The organism is Micromonospora sp. LOL_025 (assembly GCF_048060285.1).
In the GTDB taxonomy this organism is placed as follows: Bacteria; Actinomycetota; Actinomycetes; order Mycobacteriales; family Micromonosporaceae; genus Micromonospora.
This window is the reverse complement of the sequence record NZ_JBHMIR010000015.1, coordinates 82460-100270: the sequence shown is the minus strand read 5'-3', so window position 1 is coordinate 100270 and position 17811 is coordinate 82460. Positions and strand designations below refer to the sequence as shown.

Annotated in this window: 17 protein-coding genes; 9 read left to right on the top strand and 8 right to left on the bottom strand. The window is 74.5% G+C overall.

Going from position 1 to position 17811, the window contains the following annotated elements; translation table 11 throughout:
- The first annotated feature begins 86 nt into the window (after positions 1-86).
- Positions 87-1196, top strand: coding sequence for a hypothetical protein (locus tag ACFHW0_RS19390; RefSeq protein ID WP_416609539.1), 1110 nt, complete (start codon positions 87-89; stop codon positions 1194-1196).
- A 226-nt stretch (positions 1197-1422) separates the two neighbouring features.
- Here the strand turns inward: ACFHW0_RS19390 and ACFHW0_RS19385 are convergent, their stop codons facing one another.
- Together ACFHW0_RS19385 and ACFHW0_RS19380 are read right to left on the bottom strand one after the other, a co-directional pair.
- Positions 1423-1959, bottom strand: coding sequence for a GNAT family N-acetyltransferase (locus ACFHW0_RS19385; protein ID WP_416609537.1), 537 nt, complete (start codon positions 1957-1959; stop codon positions 1423-1425).
- A gap of 55 nt (positions 1960-2014) precedes the next feature.
- Complete coding sequence (locus tag ACFHW0_RS19380; protein WP_416609535.1) at positions 2015-2350, bottom strand: winged helix-turn-helix transcriptional regulator; 336 nt, start codon at positions 2348-2350, stop codon at positions 2015-2017.
- A gap of 138 nt (positions 2351-2488) precedes the next feature.
- Here ACFHW0_RS19380 and ACFHW0_RS19375 point away from each other — a divergent pair, with 138 nt between their 5' ends.
- The 5 genes from ACFHW0_RS19375 to ACFHW0_RS19355 all read left to right on the top strand — a co-directional run bounded on the left by ACFHW0_RS19375 (position 2489) and on the right by ACFHW0_RS19355 (position 6978).
- Positions 2489-3373: an NAD(P)-dependent oxidoreductase gene (locus tag ACFHW0_RS19375; protein WP_416609533.1), complete on the top strand. Its 885-nt coding sequence runs from the start codon at positions 2489-2491 to the stop codon at positions 3371-3373.
- Positions 3370-4281 carry an NAD(P)-dependent oxidoreductase gene (locus ACFHW0_RS19370; protein WP_416609531.1) on the top strand — a complete coding sequence of 304 codons (912 nt, stop codon included), beginning with the start codon at positions 3370-3372 and terminating at the stop codon, positions 4279-4281. The genes ACFHW0_RS19375 and ACFHW0_RS19370 overlap by 4 nt, the downstream gene beginning before the upstream one ends.
- 314 nt (positions 4282-4595) lie before the next feature.
- On the top strand, positions 4596-5084 hold the full coding sequence (locus ACFHW0_RS19365) for a hypothetical protein (protein ID WP_416609529.1): 489 nt from the start codon (positions 4596-4598) through the stop codon (positions 5082-5084).
- Positions 5085-5195: 111 nt separating this feature from the next.
- Positions 5196-5810, top strand: coding sequence for a class F sortase (locus tag ACFHW0_RS19360; protein ID WP_416609528.1), 615 nt, complete (start codon positions 5196-5198; stop codon positions 5808-5810).
- A 64-nt stretch (positions 5811-5874) separates the two neighbouring features.
- Positions 5875-6978, top strand: coding sequence for a magnesium and cobalt transport protein CorA (locus ACFHW0_RS19355; protein ID WP_416609526.1), 1104 nt, complete (start codon positions 5875-5877; stop codon positions 6976-6978).
- 6 nt (positions 6979-6984) lie between these two features.
- Here ACFHW0_RS19355 and ACFHW0_RS19350 read toward each other — a convergent pair whose 3' ends face one another.
- The 6 genes from ACFHW0_RS19350 to ACFHW0_RS19325 form a co-directional block, all read right to left on the bottom strand.
- Positions 6985-9168: a N,N-dimethylformamidase beta subunit family domain-containing protein gene (locus ACFHW0_RS19350; RefSeq protein WP_416609524.1), complete on the bottom strand. Its 2184-nt coding sequence runs from the start codon at positions 9166-9168 to the stop codon at positions 6985-6987.
- 241 nt (positions 9169-9409) lie between these two features.
- On the bottom strand, positions 9410-10876 hold the full coding sequence (locus tag ACFHW0_RS19345) for an NAD(P)/FAD-dependent oxidoreductase (RefSeq protein ID WP_416609522.1): 1467 nt from the start codon (positions 10874-10876) through the stop codon (positions 9410-9412).
- Entirely contained in the window at positions 10873-11184 is a 312-nt protein-coding gene (locus tag ACFHW0_RS19340; protein WP_416609521.1) for a (2Fe-2S)-binding protein, read from the bottom strand. The genes ACFHW0_RS19345 and ACFHW0_RS19340 overlap by 4 nt, the downstream gene beginning before the upstream one ends.
- Entirely contained in the window at positions 11177-12364 is a 1188-nt protein-coding gene (locus tag ACFHW0_RS19335; RefSeq protein ID WP_416609519.1) for an NAD(P)/FAD-dependent oxidoreductase, read from the bottom strand. The genes ACFHW0_RS19340 and ACFHW0_RS19335 overlap by 8 nt, the downstream gene beginning before the upstream one ends.
- Positions 12361-13281, bottom strand: coding sequence for a dihydrodipicolinate synthase family protein (locus tag ACFHW0_RS19330; protein WP_416609517.1), 921 nt, complete (start codon positions 13279-13281; stop codon positions 12361-12363). Before ACFHW0_RS19330 ends, ACFHW0_RS19335 begins: the two co-directional genes overlap by 4 nt.
- A 72-nt stretch (positions 13282-13353) precedes the next feature.
- A complete protein-coding gene (locus ACFHW0_RS19325) occupies positions 13354-13890 on the bottom strand; it encodes a helix-turn-helix domain-containing protein (protein WP_089000224.1) in 537 nt (178 codons plus the stop codon).
- Between the two features lie 303 nt (positions 13891-14193).
- Between ACFHW0_RS19325 and ACFHW0_RS19320 the strand changes: the two genes are divergently transcribed.
- The 3 genes from ACFHW0_RS19320 to ACFHW0_RS19310 are packed head-to-tail and all read left to right on the top strand — an operon-like array spanning position 14194 to position 17811.
- Positions 14194-15801: an ABC transporter substrate-binding protein gene (locus tag ACFHW0_RS19320; protein WP_416609515.1), complete on the top strand. Its 1608-nt coding sequence runs from the start codon at positions 14194-14196 to the stop codon at positions 15799-15801.
- 7 nt (positions 15802-15808) lie between these two features.
- A complete protein-coding gene (locus ACFHW0_RS19315) occupies positions 15809-16897 on the top strand; it encodes an ABC transporter permease (protein ID WP_416609513.1) in 1089 nt (362 codons plus the stop codon).
- Positions 16894-17811: an ABC transporter permease gene (locus tag ACFHW0_RS19310; RefSeq protein ID WP_416609511.1), complete on the top strand. Its 918-nt coding sequence runs from the start codon at positions 16894-16896 to the stop codon at positions 17809-17811. The genes ACFHW0_RS19315 and ACFHW0_RS19310 overlap by 4 nt, the downstream gene beginning before the upstream one ends.

Here is a 17811-nt window from a genome sequence, read left to right as displayed (position 1 = left end):
GCATCCGGGTGGCGGCGGGCGGCGGTAGGGTGCCAGCGGTCGCCCCCCGGGCGACGGTCACGTCGCCCCCGGAGGACGCCCGCCCCATGAGCACCGACGCCGCCAACGCCCTCACCGCCCGGTGGGCGTCCGGCCTGGACGACGGCCAGACGGTCCTCTCCGGCGCCGGCGTCTACCCGCTGCTGGCGCTGCTCGCCCGCTACGCCGCCGGTCCGGCCCGCGACGAGCTGCTGGCGGTCGCGCCGGAGCCGGCCCGATCCGACCTGGACCGCTCCCCCACCACCCGGCTCGCGCTCGCCGCCTGGGCGCGGCGGGACCTGCCGCTGACCGACCGCTGGTCGCGGGAGGTGCCGGCGGCCATGCGCGGGGAGCTGACCGGTGATCCGGCGCGCGACCGGACGGCCCTCGACGGGTGGGCCGCCACCCACACCGACGGCCTGGTCCCCCGGATGCCGGTGCGGGTCACCCCGGCGACGGCGATGGTCCTGGCCAGCGCGCTGTCGCTGCGGACCGGGTGGGCCGAGCCGTTCCGCGACGCGTGGTGCCAGCCGGCCGCCGGGCCGTGGCGCGGCCGCCGGCTGGCCGGGCTGAGCCGACTCGGCCACGACCTCGACGCGCTGCGGGCCGTCGACACCGCCGCCGGACCGCTGAGCCTGCTGACCGTACGCGGCGCCGAGGACGTCGACGTGGTCCTCGCCCTGGGCGTGCCGGGGCGCGGGGCGGCGGAGGTGCTGCCGGCCGCGCTCGGCGCGCTCGGCGCACCGTACGCGCTGCCGGTCGCCGCCGGCCCCGGTGTCGTCGAGCAGATCGTGGACGCGTACGACGACCGGCCCGAGCTGCTCGTCTCCACGGTGGGCTTCACCGTTTCGGCCGACCACGACCTGCTGGAGCGGGCGGCGACGTTCGGCCTCGCCACCGCCGCCGGCGACGGCGACCACTTCCCCGGCATCGCCCGGCTGCTGGCCGTCTCGCAGGCGCGGCAGAGCGCGACGGCGACGTTCGGCGCGACGGGTTTCCGCGCGGGGGTGGTGACCGCCGTCTCCACGCGGGCGGGCTCGGCGCGGCGGCCGGTCACCGCGCGCAAGCGGCGGGTACGCCTCGACGTCGACCGCCCCTTCGGCTTCCTCGCCGTGCACCGGCCCTCCGGACTGGTGCTGCTCGCCGGCTGGGTGACCGAGCCCGACGGCCGCGCCTGAGGTGGGGCGCACCGCTCCGCCCTGCGTCCGCGGCCGTGGAGCCGAGGCGCTGCGCGAGCGCTACGGCGGCACCCTCGCCCCCCCCTGGACCCGACCGTCGTCGACCGGCGGTCCGGTGTGCGTCGACGGCGGCGACCGGCTGCTGTCACCGGAGCGGGCAGTGCCGGGAGGTCCGCGCCGAGCCGGCGGCGGCCCTGCCTCCGAGCGGCGCCCCGACGCCCAGGGCTCAGCGCCGCCCGGCGCGCTTGCGGTAGACCACCTGGCGGCGCAGCGGACCGGAGTCGACGTCCGGGTCGTCGAAGTCATCGGTCGGATCGGTGGTCATGCCCAGGCGGCGCATCACCGCCTGCGAGCGCACGTTGGTCGCGGTGGTGATGGCGAGGATCTCGGACAGCCCGACGGTGTCGAAGCCGTGGCGCAGGACGGCGCGGGCCGCCTCGGTGGCGTAGCCGTGCCCCCAGGCGGAGCGGGCGAGCCGCCAGCCGGCCTCCACGCCGGTGACCGGCACGCCGTCGTCGACCCGGTCCAGCCCGGCGAAGCCCACGAACGCGCCGCCGTCGCGGACCTCGACGGCCCAGAATCCGTAGCCGAGCCGGTCGAGGTCCGCCTGGAACGAGCGCGCCGAGGCGGCGGCCTGCTCGGCGGTGAGCAGCGGGCCGAGGTGCTCGCGCACCTCGGGATCGGCGTTCATCGCGGCCCACGGCGAGAGGTCGGACTCCCGCCAGTCGCGCAGCAGCAGCCGTTCGGTCCTGATCTCCGTCACCGCGCGACCCTAGCGTCGGGCGGGCGCCGGGGCACGCGGGATTCGCGGCGGCCCGTCAGTCCCGGGCGATGGCCTCGATGGTCGCCATGTGCCGCTCGCCCCAGTCGCCGAGCGGCATCAGCGCCTCGTTGAGGGACCGGCCGAAGTCGGTGAGCGAGTATTCCACCTTGGGCGGCACCTGCCGGTAGACCTCGCGGTGCACGAGGCCGTACGCCTCCATCTCGCGCAGCTGCTGGATCAGCATCTTCTCGCTGATCCCGTCGATCCCCCGGCGCACCTCGGCGAAGCGGCGAGGGCCCTGGTCCAGCTCCCACAGGATCAGCGCCTTCCACTTGCCGCCCACGACGTCGATCGCGGCGTCGAGCCCGCACGTGTAGGTCCGCTTCTTCACGTCGCTCCCCTCACTCACCAAAAGGTAAGTACCTGAGAAAATTGTCGGTACTTGCTGCTCCGTGCGTACGGAAACAGGATGGGACCGACCCGGCGGCACGCGCAAGGCCGGGCGATCCGTCCACGAAGGAGCACTCCCATGACCGACCGCGACCTGCCCCCGGTGACCGTGCTGGGCCTCGGACCGATGGGCCGGGCCCTCGCCGGCGCGCTGCTCGCCGCCGGCCACCCGACCACCGTCTGGAACCGCACGGCCGCCCGGGCGGCCCCCCTCGTGGTACGCGGCGCGCGCCGGGCGCCGACGGTGACGGAGGCCGTCCGCGCGAGCCCGCTGGTGCTCGCCTGCGTCATCGACTATGCCGCCGTCCGCGCCGTCGTCGAGCCCGCGGCCGACGCCCTCGCCGGGCGCACCCTGGTGAACCTGACCGCCGACACGCCGCAGCGGGCCCGGGCGATGGCCGCCTGGGCCGCCAGGCAGGGCGTCGACTACCTCGACGGCGCGATCATGACGCCGGCCCCCACCATCGGCGGCCCGGAGGCGCTGGTGCTCTACAGCGGGCCGGAGCACCTCTGGCACGCCCACCGGGACAGCCTGGCGAACCTCGGCGGCTCGGCCGACTGGCTCGGCGCGGACCCGGCTCGCGCCGCCGCCCACGACGTGGCGCTGCTCGACATCTTCTGGACCGCGATGAGCGGTATCGCGCACGCCTTCGCCCTGGCCCGGGCGGAGGGGATCACGGCGACCGGGCTCGCGCCGTACGCCAAGGGCGTCTCGGGCCTGCTACCCGACCTCGTCGACGACCTGGCCAGGCGGATCGACGTCGGGAACCACACCGCCGACGTCTCCACCATCGCCTCCGCCGCCGCCACGATGACGCACGTCGTCGAGGCGGCCGAGGGACACGGCATCGACGCCGGCACGCTCCGGGCGGCCAACGCCGTCGTCGCCCGGGCGGTGGACGCCGGGCACGGTGACGAGGACTTCTCCCGCCTGGCCCGGGTGTACGCGGAGGCGGGCGCGTGAGCGCCCCGCGCCGCCGGCCCGTCACCGTGCTCGGGCTCGGCGTGATGGGGCGGGCCCTGGCCTCGGCGCTGCTCGCCGCCGGCCACCCCACGACCGTGTGGAACCGGACGCCGGGGCGGTCCGCCGCGCTGGCCGGAACAGGGGCGAACGTGGCCGGCTCGCCCGCCGAGGCGGTCGCCGCGGGCGAACTGGTCGTGGTGTGCCTCCTCGACGACGAGGTCACCCGGCGGGTGCTCGACGAGGCGGCGCCCGCCCTGGCCGGCCGGACGGTGGTCGACCTGACGAACGGCACCCCGGAGCAGGCCCGCCGGCTGGCGGAGTGGGTGACGGCCCGGGGTGCCCGCCACGTCGACGGCGGCATCATGGCGGTTCCGGCCATGATCGGCGGGCCCGGGGCGCTCGTGCTCTACAGCGGCGGGCAGGACGCGTTCCTCGACTGGCGGGACACCCTCGCGGCGTTCGGCGAGGCCCGCTGGCTCGGCACCGACCCCGGCCGGGCGGCCGTGTACGACCTGGCCCTGCTCGCCGCCATGTACGGGCTGTTCGGCGGGTTCCTGCACGCCACGGCGATGATCCGCGCGGCCGGCGTACCGGCGGGCGAGTTCGCGCCGATGGTGACCGGCTGGCTGACCGCCATGCTCGGGGAGTTGCCGGCCATGGCGGCGGCCGTCGACTCGGGCACGCACGACGGCGACGGGTCGTCCCTGCGGATGCAGGCCGCCGGCTTCGGCAACCTGCTGGCGGCCTGCCGGGACCTGGGGGTCGACGCCGGGTTGATGCGACCGGTGCGCGACCTGCTGGACGAGGCGGTGGCCCGGGGCCACGGCGAGGAGGGCCTCTCCGTCCTGGTGGATCTCCTGCACACCGGCGCGACCGGATCGCCCGGTACGGCGCGTTCGTCCGGTTGACCGTCGACGGCGGCGGGCCGGACGCGTTCGGTCCGCCGCGGGGCATCGTTCCGAGACGGGCCGAGACGGCCCAGCCCCGACAGCACGCCCCCGGGCGACACCGACCCGGCCAACCCTCGCGGGCGGGCCGCGCCGGCATTTCCGCTGCTCCCTCCGCCTCGCGGGTGGACACGTGACGGCAACGAAGATTTCTCATTTTCACCGGATCGGGGCCCCAACCCTCCTAGGGTTGGTCACACCGGTGCTAGTCACGGAGTTGGCCACCCGAACGACGTCCCACGCAGTCAGCGGACGAAAAGTGAGGGAAGACGCGTATGAAGGCAAAGACAGTTCTCGTATCGGCGGCGCTCGGCGTGGGTCTCGGCACGCTCCTGCTCCCCGGCGCGGCGCTGGCCGACACCGTCGTGTCACCGGCCACCACGCCGGTCGGCGGAACGGTCGTGCTCACCGCGACGACCTGCAACCCGAAGTCCGGCGACGCGATCTTCCGCGTCACCGGCCCCGACCGCGACCAGAACGTCCGGTCCACCACCGCGGCGGCCGGCGGCGGCCTGAGCGCCGAGCTCTTCACCGCCGGATTCACCCTGGGCACCTACACGGTGACCGCGACCTGCGGGGACGGCAGCGCGGCCGGCAGCGCCACGTTCACCGTCACCCCGATCGGCGGGGCCCCGGCCGGCGGCCGCGGCAACGACGACGGGACCGGGGAACTGGCGGCCGGCGGCGCCCTGCTCGGCTCCGCCGCGGGCGGCGCCCTGATCCTGGCCCGCCGCCGACGCCACATGGCAGCGGCCACGCTCTGACCGACGGCCCCGCGCCGTCCACTCCTGGAAGCCGTCCATCCCTGCAACGGGTGCCCGCACCGGTGAACCACCGGAGCGGGCACCCGGGCGAACGCGTACGGAGGTGGGATCGTGTCCTGGCGCAGGCCCGGCTGGGCGGTGACGGTCGTCGTCCTGCTCGCCACGGCCGGGCTCGGCCTGGTCGCCGCCGGACTGGCGACGACCCCGCCCCGCCCGCCCCGGCCGGGGGCCGCCGACGCCCCCGTACCGACCCGCTCCGCGCTGCCGCCGCTGCACCGGGCCGAGCCGGTCGACGTGCGGATCCCGGCCATCGGCGTACGGGCGCGGATCGTCCCGGTGGGCGCCGACGCCGACGGGCACCTGGAGGTACCGCCGCTGGACCGGCCCACCCTGGCCGGCTGGTACCGCCACGGTGTCAGCCCGGGCGAGACCGGCAACGCGGTGATCGTCGGGCACGTCGACTCCGCCGCCGGTCCCGCCGTCTTCTTCGACCTCGGCCGGCTGCGGCCCGGCGACACCGTGCGGATCACCCGGGCCGACGCCAGCGTCGCCACCTTCGCCGTCGACGCCGTCGGGTCGTACCCGAAGGACCGCTTCCCCACCGACCTGGTCTACGGGCCCAGCGACGCGACCGGCCTGCGCCTGATCACCTGCGGCGGCCGGTTCGACCGGGACAGCGGCAACTACGTCGACAACGTCGTCGTCCTGGCCACCCGGGTGCCGTGACCCCCGGACCCGCCGCGGCCGAGTACGGTGTCCGCGCGGATGCGGGCGCGACGGAGGGGGACGGGTGGCTCGTCGGGTGGGAGAACGGGTCAGGCTGGCGGCCGTGTTCGACCGGCTGCTCGGCCGACCGCTGCCCCGGCAGCGCGCGCCGGAGCCCCCACGCTCCAATCCCGACGCCGTGGTCGACTGCGCCGTCTACGTCGACGGGCGGCGCGAGCCGGGCCGCCCGCACTACGCCGACGCGTACGCCCGCAGCCGTCGCGGCCGCGACGCCTTCGTGTGGCTGGGCCTGCACGAGCCCGACGCGGCGGTGATGGCGGCCGTCGGCCGCACCTTCGGGCTCGACGACCTGACCGTCGAGCAGGCCCTCGCCGACGGCCACCGCCCCACGGCGCGCCGCGACGGCGACGTGACCCTGCTGGTGCTGCGCACCGCCCGGTACGTCGAGCACGCCGAGCTGACCGACACCTCCGAGGTGGTCGACACCGGCGACGTGATGGTGCTGCTCGGCGACCGCTTCGCCGTCACGGTGCGGCACGGCGCCGCGGGCGCGCTCACCTGCGTCCGCGCCGACGTCGAGCAGCGCCCGGCGGTGCTCGCGCAGGGCCCGTGGGCGGTCGCGTACGCGGTCTGCGACCGGATGGTCGACCTCTACCTGGAGGTCGCCGGGCACGTCGAGCGGGACCTGGAACGCATCGAGGAGGCGGTGTTCGCCCGCGACCGCTCGGCCGACATCCAGCACATCTACCAGCTCAAGCGGGAGGTGGTCGAGTTCAGGCGGGCGGTGCAGCCCCTGCAGGCGCCGCTGCGCTCCCTGCTCGACCAGCGGCCCGACAACCCGCCGCGCGGCCTGCACCGGTGGTTCGTCGACGTGGACGCCCGGCTGACCCGGGCGGTGGACCGGGTGGCCGCCTACGACGACCTGCTGAACTCGATCGTGCAGTCCCGGTTGGCGCAGCTCGCGGTGGAGCAGAACAACGACATGCGCAAGATCGCCGCGTGGGCCGCCATCGCCGCCACCCAGACCGGCATCGCCGGGATCTACGGCATGAACTTCGCCAACATGCCGGAGCTGCAATGGCGCTACGGCTACCCCACCGTGCTCGGCCTGATGGCGCTGACCGCGTTCACCCTGCACCGCCTCTTCCGCCGCTCGGGCTGGCTCTGACCGCCGCTACTCCATCGTGGACGGCTCCGGGATCGCGGGCGCGGGGGTGGTGCGCGGCATCGGGACCTCGGTGGCCCGGACCGCCGGGGCCGACGCCAGCATCCGGTCGAAGACGTTACGGAACAGCGTCGACATCGCCGGATCGTCCGCCAGGGCGCCGACGAACGAGAGCGAGGAGGCGCTGAAGACCAGGGCGCCGTTGGGCCGCTCCAGGAGGACCAGCGCGGCGCCGCGGCCCCCGGGGTTCTCCCCCCGGGCGATGACCTGCGCCGGGGACGCCTCGCCGGCCAGCCCGCGCAGCCCGTCGGTCTCCCACCCGCTGGCGGCGCCGTTGTAACCCGTGCGGCCGAACCTGCTGCCGACCACCAGGCCGGTGCCGGCCAGCAACGGGTGCTCACGCAGCACCTGGTACGGCGCGTACGTGCCGGCGTCGGTGTAGTTGGTGCCGAGCAGCTGCGAGGCGGGCAGGCCCAGCTCCGTGTAGATGTCCCGCCTGCCGTCCGCGCGGCGGTAGGTGACCACCGTACGGCCGGAGTTGACCTGCACCCGCTCGTACAGGCCGTTGCCGCCCGGATAGATCAGCCGGCCGCCGCCGGCCTGGAAGTTGACCAGGCGCTGCCGCATCGTGTCGGACCAGTACTCGGGATGGCTGCCCAGCACGAGCACCCGGTAGTTGGTGAGCCAGCCGTTGGAGCCGTGCAGGTCGGCGTCCTCGTAGACGTCGAAGGCGAGCCCCTGTCGGGACATCCAGCGGGTCAGCAACAGATCCGAGAAGAGGGTGTGGTCGCGGATCCCGGGGTCGTCGACGTTCAGCTCCGTCGACGGCCGACGTACGGAGAGGGGCCGCCGGCCGGTCGTGTCCGCACAGTACTGACTGTGCCCGCCCCAGCTGTTGTAGGCGTTGTAGGTGAAGGTGGGCAGCAGCACCGCGATCTTGTTGCTGGGGCGGGTCGGGCGCACGAGGAACGGCACGTACCGGTGCAGCCCGTTCGGGCCCTCCAGCCGGGCGGCGTACAGGCCGGGCTGCCAGTCGGCGGGGACCGGGAACCGCAACCGGTCCGACCATCCGCAGCCGACGCCGAGGAACCCCACCGGCAGCGACTGCACCCCGCCGGTCACGGCCAGCGGTGGCGAGACGACCACCGGGGCACCGGGGTTGGGTGCCAGCCGCACCATCGACGCGGTGAGCGACGGGAACCCGGTCGACACCGCGATCCGCGCCACCTCGCCCTGCGCCACGCTCGGCGTGTTGGCGTAGCCCTGGAGGGCGGCCTGGGTCTGCACCGTCCAGCCCGAACCGACCCTCCTCCCGGTGCCGCTGTTCATCCAGGCGGCCCGCCGGTCGGGGCCGGCGGTGGTGTGGTTGGTCAACCGGTACTGCGCGAGCGCGCCGGTCTGCCGGGCGGTGGCCGCGTCCGGCCAGATCGCGTACAGCGCCCCCTGGCCGGTGAACCACACGCCGTCGTTGAGGAAGAAGTTGCGGAACCCGGAGCCGATCCGCAGGCCCGAGCCCGACGCCCAGGTGCCGCCGCCGAGGTGCCGGTGCCAGCGGATGTCGCCGTAGTGGTAGGCGTAGAGGACCCCGGAGGTGTCCGCCTGCAGCACCGCGCCGGCGAAGCCGCCACCGACCCGCGCCCCCTGCACCGTCCACGTCCTGCCGACCAGGTCGTACTGGTGCAGGAACAGCTCGCCCGCGGCGTTCTGCCCGTAGAACGCGCCGTGGAACCCGCACAGCCGCGGGTAGCGCTCGAATCCGGCGCCAATCTGCCCGCCGCTGATCCAGGTGCCGGCGCCGGTCGTCGCGTTGGTCAGCCGGTAGCGGTAGTAGTGGACGGTGCCGTCGCCGCGTACGGCGTAGAGCGAGCCGTCGAGCCCACCGAAGACCGCCCGGAACTGGTGCCACCCGGAGCCGATGCGGCGGCCCGATCCGCTCGCCCACCTGAACGCGCCGGTCTGCCAGCCCGTGTGCCGGTACCAGTGCAGCGCGCCGTCGGCCTGGATCGCGAAGATGACGCCGTACCCGCCGCCGACCAGGCGGATGAAGCGTTGCTGCGGGTCGTGGTGGGGCACGGCGGCCGACGCGCCGGACGGGCCCGCCAGCAGCAGCGGTGGCACGGAGGCGGCGATGACGGCACCATCGCGCAGCAGCCGTCGGCGCGGTACGCCCCCCAGGTCCGGCATGTTCCCCATGGCGACCCCTCTCCGGCGAGGCGGATGTGCTGGGCAACCTACGGAACCGACGCCGCCACCGTGGCCCCGTCGAGTGCCCTCGGCAGGGAAATCGGATGATCCGCGCGCACCTGCGACCGGCCGGCCCGCGCCGGTCCCGCCGATCAAGGGATTGACGGATAGCGATTGACAGTTGTCGATCGAGGCGACGGGGTCGGCGCGGGCGGCGGCCCCGGTCGGCGACGGGCGGCGGGCGGCCCGGTCAGGGTGCCCCGGGCGGCGTGTCGCCGACGGCGAGGGCGCGCAGCGGGACGGGCTTGACCGGTGCCTGCGCGGTGAACGCCCCGACCTCCTCCGGCCCCCGGCCGGTCAGGGTGCAGATGAACTGGCAGAGGCCCGGCTGGCAGGACCGGCCCTGGCACAGACCCATCCCGGCGCGGGTCACCAGCTTCACCGCGTTCGCGGTGCCCAGGTGCGGGTTGGCCCGCAGCGCGCGGCGCACGTCACCGGCCCGCACCTCCTCGCAGCGGCAGAGCACGGTGTCGTCGGTGACCAGGCTGCCGAGGGCCGCCCGGTCCGGCGCGAACCGGTCGAGCACCTGGGTGACGAAACGTCGCCGGCGGCGCAGTTCCCGGCGCACCGGGTTGGCCAGCGCGGCGGCCCGGTGCGCGTCGAGCAGCCCCAGGTCGCGCAGCACGCCGAGGGCGGCCAGCCGGCCCTCGACCTCCGCCTGCTCGGCGCCCGCGACGCCGGTCAGCTCGCCGGCCACCGCGATCCGGGGCACCGAGGTGCGCAACCACTCGTCGTGCCGGACCACCCAGCCGCCCGCGGGCGAGTCCCAGGCCACCGCGCAACCGGCCTGCCGGGCCAGCTCGACGGAGGGGACGAAGCCGTACCCCAGCGCCAGCACGTCGCAGGGCACGTCCCGGTCGGTCCCGGGCACCGGCTGCCCCGTGGCGCCGACCTCGGCGAGGGTCACCCTGCTCAGGTCCGGGTCGCCGTCGGCGCGGCGGACCACCGTGGCGAACCGGACCGGCACCCCCGCCCGACGCAGCACGCGCAGCGCCCCGACGCCCTCGGCGATCTTGCCGCCCGCGCCCGCCACGGCGGCCAGCCCGGCCGGTCCGGGCAACAGGTCGCGGCGGCGTTGGACCAGCGCGACCTCGACCACCCGGGCACCGGCGCGCACCAGCTGGGCGGCGACCACCAGCAGCAGCGGGTGGCCCCCGGCCAGCACGAACCGGCCGCCCGGCAGCAGGCCCTGCGCCTTGACGAACGTCTGCACGCCGCCCGCCGTGAGCACTCCCGGCAGGGTCCAGCCGGGAAACGGCACCGGCAGGTCGTACGCGCCGGCGGTGAGCAGCACCGCCCGGGGTTCGAGCAGGCGGACTCCGGCCGGGCCGTGCGTGGCGACCCGGTAGCGGCCCGGCGGTGGCTGCTCGCCCGCGTAGCCGTCGAGGCCGGCCCGGGCGCCGAGGACGCCCCACACCGTGGTGTCGGCGAGCCACCGGACGCCGGGAGCGGCGGCGGCCTCGGCGAGCAGCGCCCGACCGGCGGAGGAGGGCGCGGCCGGCGGAGCGAAGCCGACCGGCGGCCGGCGGTAGATCTGCCCGCCCGGCTGCTCCTGCTCGTCGACGACGGTGACGGCGGCGCCGTACCGGCCGAGGGTGGCGGCGGCGGCCAACCCCGCCGGGCCGGCGCCGACCACCACCACGTCGGGCGCGCTCACCGGGGCACCCCCGTGCGGACCCGCATGTCGGCCCGCACCCGGATCAGGCAGGAACGCTGGCAGGGCACGTCGTCGACCGTGACGACGCACTCGAAGCAGACGCCCATGTTGCAGTAGGGCCCCCGGCGGGCGCCGCCGCGCGTGGTGCCGACGGCCCGCTGCCCGGCGGCGAGCAGCGCGGTGGCCAGCGACTCGCCCGGGTGGGCGGGCACCGGCCGGCCGTCCACCTCGATGGTGACCGGCGCGGGCCGGTGCGTCGCGGTGCGCCTCGGCGCCCGCGCGGGCTCCGGCGGGCGGTGTTCAGACAAAGTTCAGCGCTCCGAAGCGGGAGGGTGAGTAGTCCTCGATCGACCGGTCGGGCTCGCCGGTGACGACCATGGCGGCGAGCAGCCGGGCGTAGGTGAGGCCGAGGGTGAAGGCCGAGCCGCCGGTGGCGACGTACAGTCCCGGCCGGCGCGGCACCGCGCCGAGCAGGGGCAGATGGTCCGGGGTGAGCGTGGTCATGCCCGTCCACGTCCGGATCACCGGCAGGTCGAACACCGCCGGCACCACCCGGGCGGCGTCGGCGTTGCCGACCAGCGACTCGTACCGCAGCTCCGGGTTGGTCTCCAGGTCGACCCGCCCGGCGCGGCTGACCAGCTTCGCCGGCCATCCGCCACCGATCAGCACGTTGCCGTCCTCGGTCTGCTTGATCGACAGCCGCCGGCCGACGTGCTGGATCAGGTGCGGCAGGAACGGCCGGCTGCGGGCGGTGGCGCTCATCGTCAGCCCGACCGGGAAGACCGGCAGCCGGACGTCGGCCATCGCGGCCAGCTCGGCGGTCCAGACGCCGCCGGCGAGCACGACCGTGTCGGCCAGGTGGGTCTCCCCGGCGGTGTCCCCCGGGCCCGCCCCGGTGCGCAGTTCCCAGTGCCGGCCGCGCCGGTGCAGCCCGGTGACCCGGCAGCCGGTGCGCAGCACGGCACCGTGGCGGCCGGCGGCCCGGGCCAGCGCCGGGGTGACCAGCCGGGGGTTGGCCTTGCCCTCGCCGGGCACGTGGCCGGCGGCGAGCACGGTGTCCGCCAGGTACGGCGCGAACCGGCGCAGCTCCGGGCCGGAGAGCACGGCGACGTCGAGGCCGTACTCGCGTTCCAGGGCCGCCTTGCGGTCCAGCACGGCGATCTCCGCCGGGGTCTCGGCGAGCATCAGCCCGCCGGTGCGCGACACCCCGCACCGCTCGCCGAGCTCGTCCTCGATGGTCGCCCAGGCCCGCACGGCGTCCAGGTGCAGCGGCAGCGCGCGGGCCGCCGCCCGGGCCGCGTCGTCGCCGTGCTCGACCATCCGGAACTCCAGCTGGAAGTGCAGGCTGCCCGCGTTCTGCCCGGAGGCGTGCCGGTTGACCTGGTCCTTCTCGACGAGCAGGACCCGGTTGCCGGCGCGGGCCAGGTGCCAGGCGGTCGCGCAGCCGAGCAGGCCGCCGCCGACGACCGCCGTGTCGTACACGGTCACGGCAGCAGGTCGAGCTGGGTCATGGTGGCCCGGACGCGGTCCTGTTCGGCGGGGGTCAGCGGGAGCAGCGGCGCGCGCACGTGACCGGCCGGCACGCCGCGCAGCGTGAGCGCGTACTTCATGATCGCCTGCGCGTTGCCGAACCGGGCGCCGTAGTCGGGCCCGAACCAGTCCTCCATGATCACCCGGTCGCGGGCGCCGAGCACCCGGGCCCGGTCGAGGTCCCCGGCGCGCAGGGCGCGGAAGAAGTCGGGGTGGTCGGCGCCGAGCACGGCGCCGGCGCCCATCAGCCCGTCGCCACCGATCGTGGTCATCAGCTCGATGCCCACCTCGTTGGTGGGGATGCCGAAGTAGCGCACCCGGCGCCGCAGGGCCACCAGGCTCCGGACGAAGCCGCCGAAGTCGGGCGTGGAGTTCTTGACCGCCACGACGGTGTCCAGCGCGCTCAGCTCCAGCAGCAGGTCGGCGTCCAGGTCGACGCCCGTGCCGCGCGGCCAGTTGTAGACGCAGAGCGGCAGGTCAACCGCCTTGGAGACGGCCCGGTAGAAGGCCACGACCTCGGCCCGGGTGGGTACCACGTACGGCGGCGGGGTGAGCAGGATGCCGTGCAGGCCGGCGTCCCGGGCGGCCTCGGCGTGCCGGATCGCCTCCGCCGGCGTGTACGCGTTGCAGCCGCCGAGGACGGTGAGCCGGTCGCCGACCCGCTCGGCGGCCGTCCGGAACAGCTCGGCCCGCTCGTGTTCGCTGAGACTGAACCACTCGCCCGTGGTCCCGCCGACGATCACCCCGTGCAGCCGCTCGGCGGCGAGCCAGTCCAGTTGCCCGCGCCAGGCGGCGAGGTCCAGCTCGCCCGTGACGGTGAACGGGGTGGTGACGGCCGGGAGGTAGCCGAACCAGTCGACGCTGTCACGGTCCACTGCGGGTCCTTTCGACGGGCGGCGTCGTACCGCCCACGTGCGCGACGCGGGCCGGGTGACGTGCCAGGTGGGTCAGGGGGTCGGCGGGGTGACCGCGATGATGAGCCGGGCCCGCTGGTCGCTGGCGTTGCGGTACAGGTGGGGCAGCCGGGAGTCGAAGGTGATCGCCTCGCCGGTCTTCAGCACGTACTTCTCGCCGCCGATCTCGGCGACGACCTCACCGGTGACGGCGATCGCGCACTCGGTGGAGGGGTGCGCCCACGGCTCGGTGGAGCTGGCGTCACCGGGTGCCAGCTCGGCTTCGAGCACCTCCAGGTCGCCCCGCCCCGGCGTGAGCCGGTCGTAGGCGATCTGCCCGGGAGGCGCGGCGAGCCGCGACCGCGAGCCGGGCCGGCTGATGTGCACCAGCGGGGCGTCCGGCTCGGAGAACAGCGCCGCTATGGAGGTGTCGAAGACCTTGGCGAGCTTACGCAGGGTGGCCAGGCTGGGATCCGTGGCGCCGTTCTCGATCTGGCTGAGCAGGGCGGGCGACACGTCGGCGGCGGCCGCGAGCTGGCGCAGCGTGAGGGAGTGCTGCTGGCGCAGGTCGCGGAGCTGGTCACCGAGCATGCGTCTTTCCTCGTTCCAAAACAGTGTGGCTAGAAATGTTTGACGTGACTATACGCCGCTGTCTAGGGTGGTCAAACACAAGGTGAACGTGTTTGGCGCTACTAGACAAGCGGCGTCGAGGCACGAACCGGACACGAGTTCTGTCCGGGTACATCCAACCCCATGACGGCACAACGGCACAGACCCGCGAGGCCGCCACGGTTGGCACCAACGGCCCGGCCGCGGCGTCACCGACGTCGCCGGGTGTGACAGCCCCCAGAGCCCGTCCCGCGCGGGCCGGCCCCATACGAAGGTAGGAACAGCATGTCGGTGTCCCCTCGCCGGCTCCGCGTCGGAGCGATCGCTCTGGCGGCGCTGGCCATAGCCTCCAGCACCGCGTGCAGCGCGGGCGGCAGCGGAGGAAGCGGTGACGGCGGTTCGGCCAAGACCCTGACCGTCAACACCTCGTTCGTCCTCAAGACCCTCGACCCCGGCCGGATCTACGAGGCGACCGGCCTCACCGCCGTGCACTCGCTCTACGACACCCTGCTGACCTTCGAGGGCTCGGACGTCAGCAAGCCGGTCCCGGCGCTGGCCGAGTCGTACGAGGCGTCGCCCGACGCCAAGACCTTCACCTTCAAGCTGCGCGAGGGCGTGAAGTTCTCCGACGGCACCGCGCTGACCGCCGACGACGTCGTCTTCTCCCTCAACCGGCTGAAGAACGTCAAGGCCAGCCCGGCCGTCATGGTCAGCGGCCTCACGTTCGCCAAGACCGACGAGCGGACCGTGGTGGTCACCTCGGCGACCGCCGACCCGAACATCCCCGTGGTGCTCGCGATGCCCTCCACCGGCGTGGTGAACTCCAAGGTCGCCAAGGAGCACGGCGCGACGGACGCCGCCGACGCCGCCAAGAGCGACACCGCGCAGCAGTACCTCGACACGAACTCCGTCGGCAGCGGCCCGTACGTGCTCAAGTCGTACGACCCGTCGGCGCAGGTGGTGCTGGAGGCCAACCCCAACTACTGGGGCACCAAGCCCGAGTTCAGCCGCGTCGTGCTGCGCAACATGGACGTGCAGACCCAGAAGCTGACCATGCAGCGGGCCGGCGGCTCCGAGATCGCGCTGGACATCTCCGGCAAGCTGCTGGAGGGGCTGCCGGGCAGCCTGAAGACCTCCGGCGTGCAGGACACCGTCTACTTCCTCTTCCTCAACGCCGACCCGGCCGTCTCGCCGGTGACCTCGAACGCGAAGTTCAACCAGGCGCTGCGCGCCTCCCTGGACTACGAGGGCCTCGCCGCGCTGTACGGCAAGGGCGCCGCCCTCGGCGCCGGGCTGGTGGCCCCCGCGTTCCCGGGCGCGCTGCCCGCCGAGGAGCAGTCGAAGCGTGACGTGGCGAAGGCCAAGGCGTTGCTCACCGAGGCGGGGCTGACCAACCCGACCGTCAAGTTCAACTACCCGGCCATCACCTACAAGGGGGTCGACCTGGGCACGGTCGCGACGAAGGTGCAGGGCGACGCCGCCGAGGCCGGCATCAAGCTGGAGCTGACCCCGCAGCCGCTGACCACCTTCCTCGACGAGATGCGTACGGGCAAGATGGCCCTCGGCTTCACCCCGCAGAGCCTGAACTACCCGGTCGCCGACTCGCTGATCAACAACATGTCCCCCGGCCAGGCCACCGCGCTGCGCTCGGGCTGGACGGTGGAGCGGGCCGACCCGGCCGTCGTGGCCGCCGGCAAGAAGGTCACCGAGACCCTCGACCTGGCCGCCCGGGCCGCCGCCATGCAGGAGTGGCAGCGGGCGATGAACGCCGCCTCGCCGTACGTCGTCCTGGCCAGCAACTCCTCCACCGTGGTGGCGAGCGGCGACCTGACCGGCACGGACTACACCGCCGCCGGTTGGCAGGTCGACCTCGCCGCGGTGGGCCGGGGGTAGTCACTCCATGACGACGACGATCGACGACGCCGAGCCGGGCACGGTCACCACGACCGTGTCCCGGCCCCGGCCGCACCGGGCACTGCTGTTCTTCCTGCTCAAGCGGGTGGCCATCACGGCCGGGCTGCTGCTGGGCGTCACGATCGTGACGTTCGGCCTGGTCACCGTCGTGCCCGGCGACCCGGTCACGGCCAACCTCTCCGACCAGGCGCTCAACGACCCCGCGACGGTGGCCGCGTTCCGCGAGAAGTGGGGCCTGGACCAGCCGCTGTACGTGCAGTACCTGCAGTACCTGGGCAACCTGTTCCAGGGCGACCTCGGCATCTCCCAGCAGACCGGCCGGACGGTGGCCGACGACCTGTTGCAGTACGTGCCGGCGACCATGGAACTGGCCATCCCCACCATGGTGCTGGCGCTGCTCATCGGCACCGGGATCGGCATGCTCGCCGCCGTCCGCAACGGTCGGGTCACCGACCAGCTGATCCGCGTCGGCGCGCTGCTCGGCCTGTCCACGCCGCCGTTCTGGCTGTCGCTCGTCGTGCTCTACGTCTTCTTCTACCAACTCGGCCTGGCGCCCAGCGGCGGCCGGCTCTCGACCGACTTCAGCCCGCCGCCGACGGTGACCGGCATGTACACGGTCGACGCCGCTCTGGCCGGCCAGTGGGACGTCGCCTGGGACGCCGCCCAGCACCTGGTCCTGCCGGTGCTCGTGCTGACCAGCCTGACCGTGGCGATGCTGGTCCGGTTCGTCCGCTCGTCCATGCTGGAGGTGCTCCAGCAGGACTACATCCGGGCCGCGTACGCCAAGGGCCTGCCCGCCGGGGTGGTGTTCCGCCGGCACCTGCTGCGGGCCGGCCTGGTCCCGGTGATCACCGTCTCCGGGCTGGCCTTCGCCTCGCTGCTCTCCGGCACGGTGCTGGTGGAGAACATCTTCGGCTGGCCGGGCCTCGGCCAGTACGCGTACCGCAGCGCGACGGCGCTGGACCTGCCCGCGATCCTCGGCGTCAGCCTCTTCGTGGCGCTGGTCTACACGCTCGTCAACCTCACCGTCGACCTGCTGTACGGACTCATCGACCCGAGGATCCGCCTGTCATGACCACACTCGCACCCGATCCCGTGGCGCCCGACCCGAAGGCGACGGGGGCGCTGGCCCGGCGCCGGTGGCCGGGCCGGCTGCGCGGTCGCTCGACCGGGCGGCCCATCTGGCGGCAGCCGATCGCCGTGGCGGCCCTGGTCATCCTCGGCGGGTGGCTGCTGGCGGCGCTGTTCGCCCCGCTCGTCGCGCCGTACGACCCGCTGGCGCAGAGCCCCGACGCCTACGCGCCGCCGTCCGGCACGCACTGGTTCGGCACCGACTCCCTGGGCCGGGACGTGTTCAGCCGGGTGGTCCACGGCGCCCGTTTGTCGATCCCCCTCGCGCTCGCCATCGTCTCGCTCGCCCTGCTGATCGGCGGCCTGCTCGGCCTGGTCGCCGGCTACGTGGGCCGGTTCGTCGACGAGGCGCTGATGCGCCTGACGGACCTGGTCTTCGCGTTCCCGCAGATCATCCTGGCGATGGCGGTCACGGCCGCGTTCGGGCCCAGCACCCGCAACGCCGTCCTCGCGCTGGTCATCGTCTCCTGGCCGGTCTACGCCCGGGTCATCCGCAGCGCCGTGCTGACCATGCGCGGCGAGGACTACCTCAGCGCCGCCCGGCTGCTCGGCATCGGGCCGATGCGCGCGCTGCGCCGCGACGTCCTGCCCAACAGCGTGGGTCCGGCGATCGTGCTGGCCACCCTGGAGCTGGGCAACGCCGTGCTGCTGCTCTCCGCGCTGTCCTTCCTCGGCCTCGGCCCCCGCCCGCCGGCCGCCGAGTGGGGCTCGATGGTCGCGCTCGGCTCGCAGGACCTCTCCATGTGGTGGGTCAGCGTCTTCCCCGGCCTGGCGATCCTCACCGTGGTGATGGCCTTCAACGTGCTCGGCGACGCGCTGCGCGACCGGATCGACCCCCGCTACGCGAAGGGACGTTGA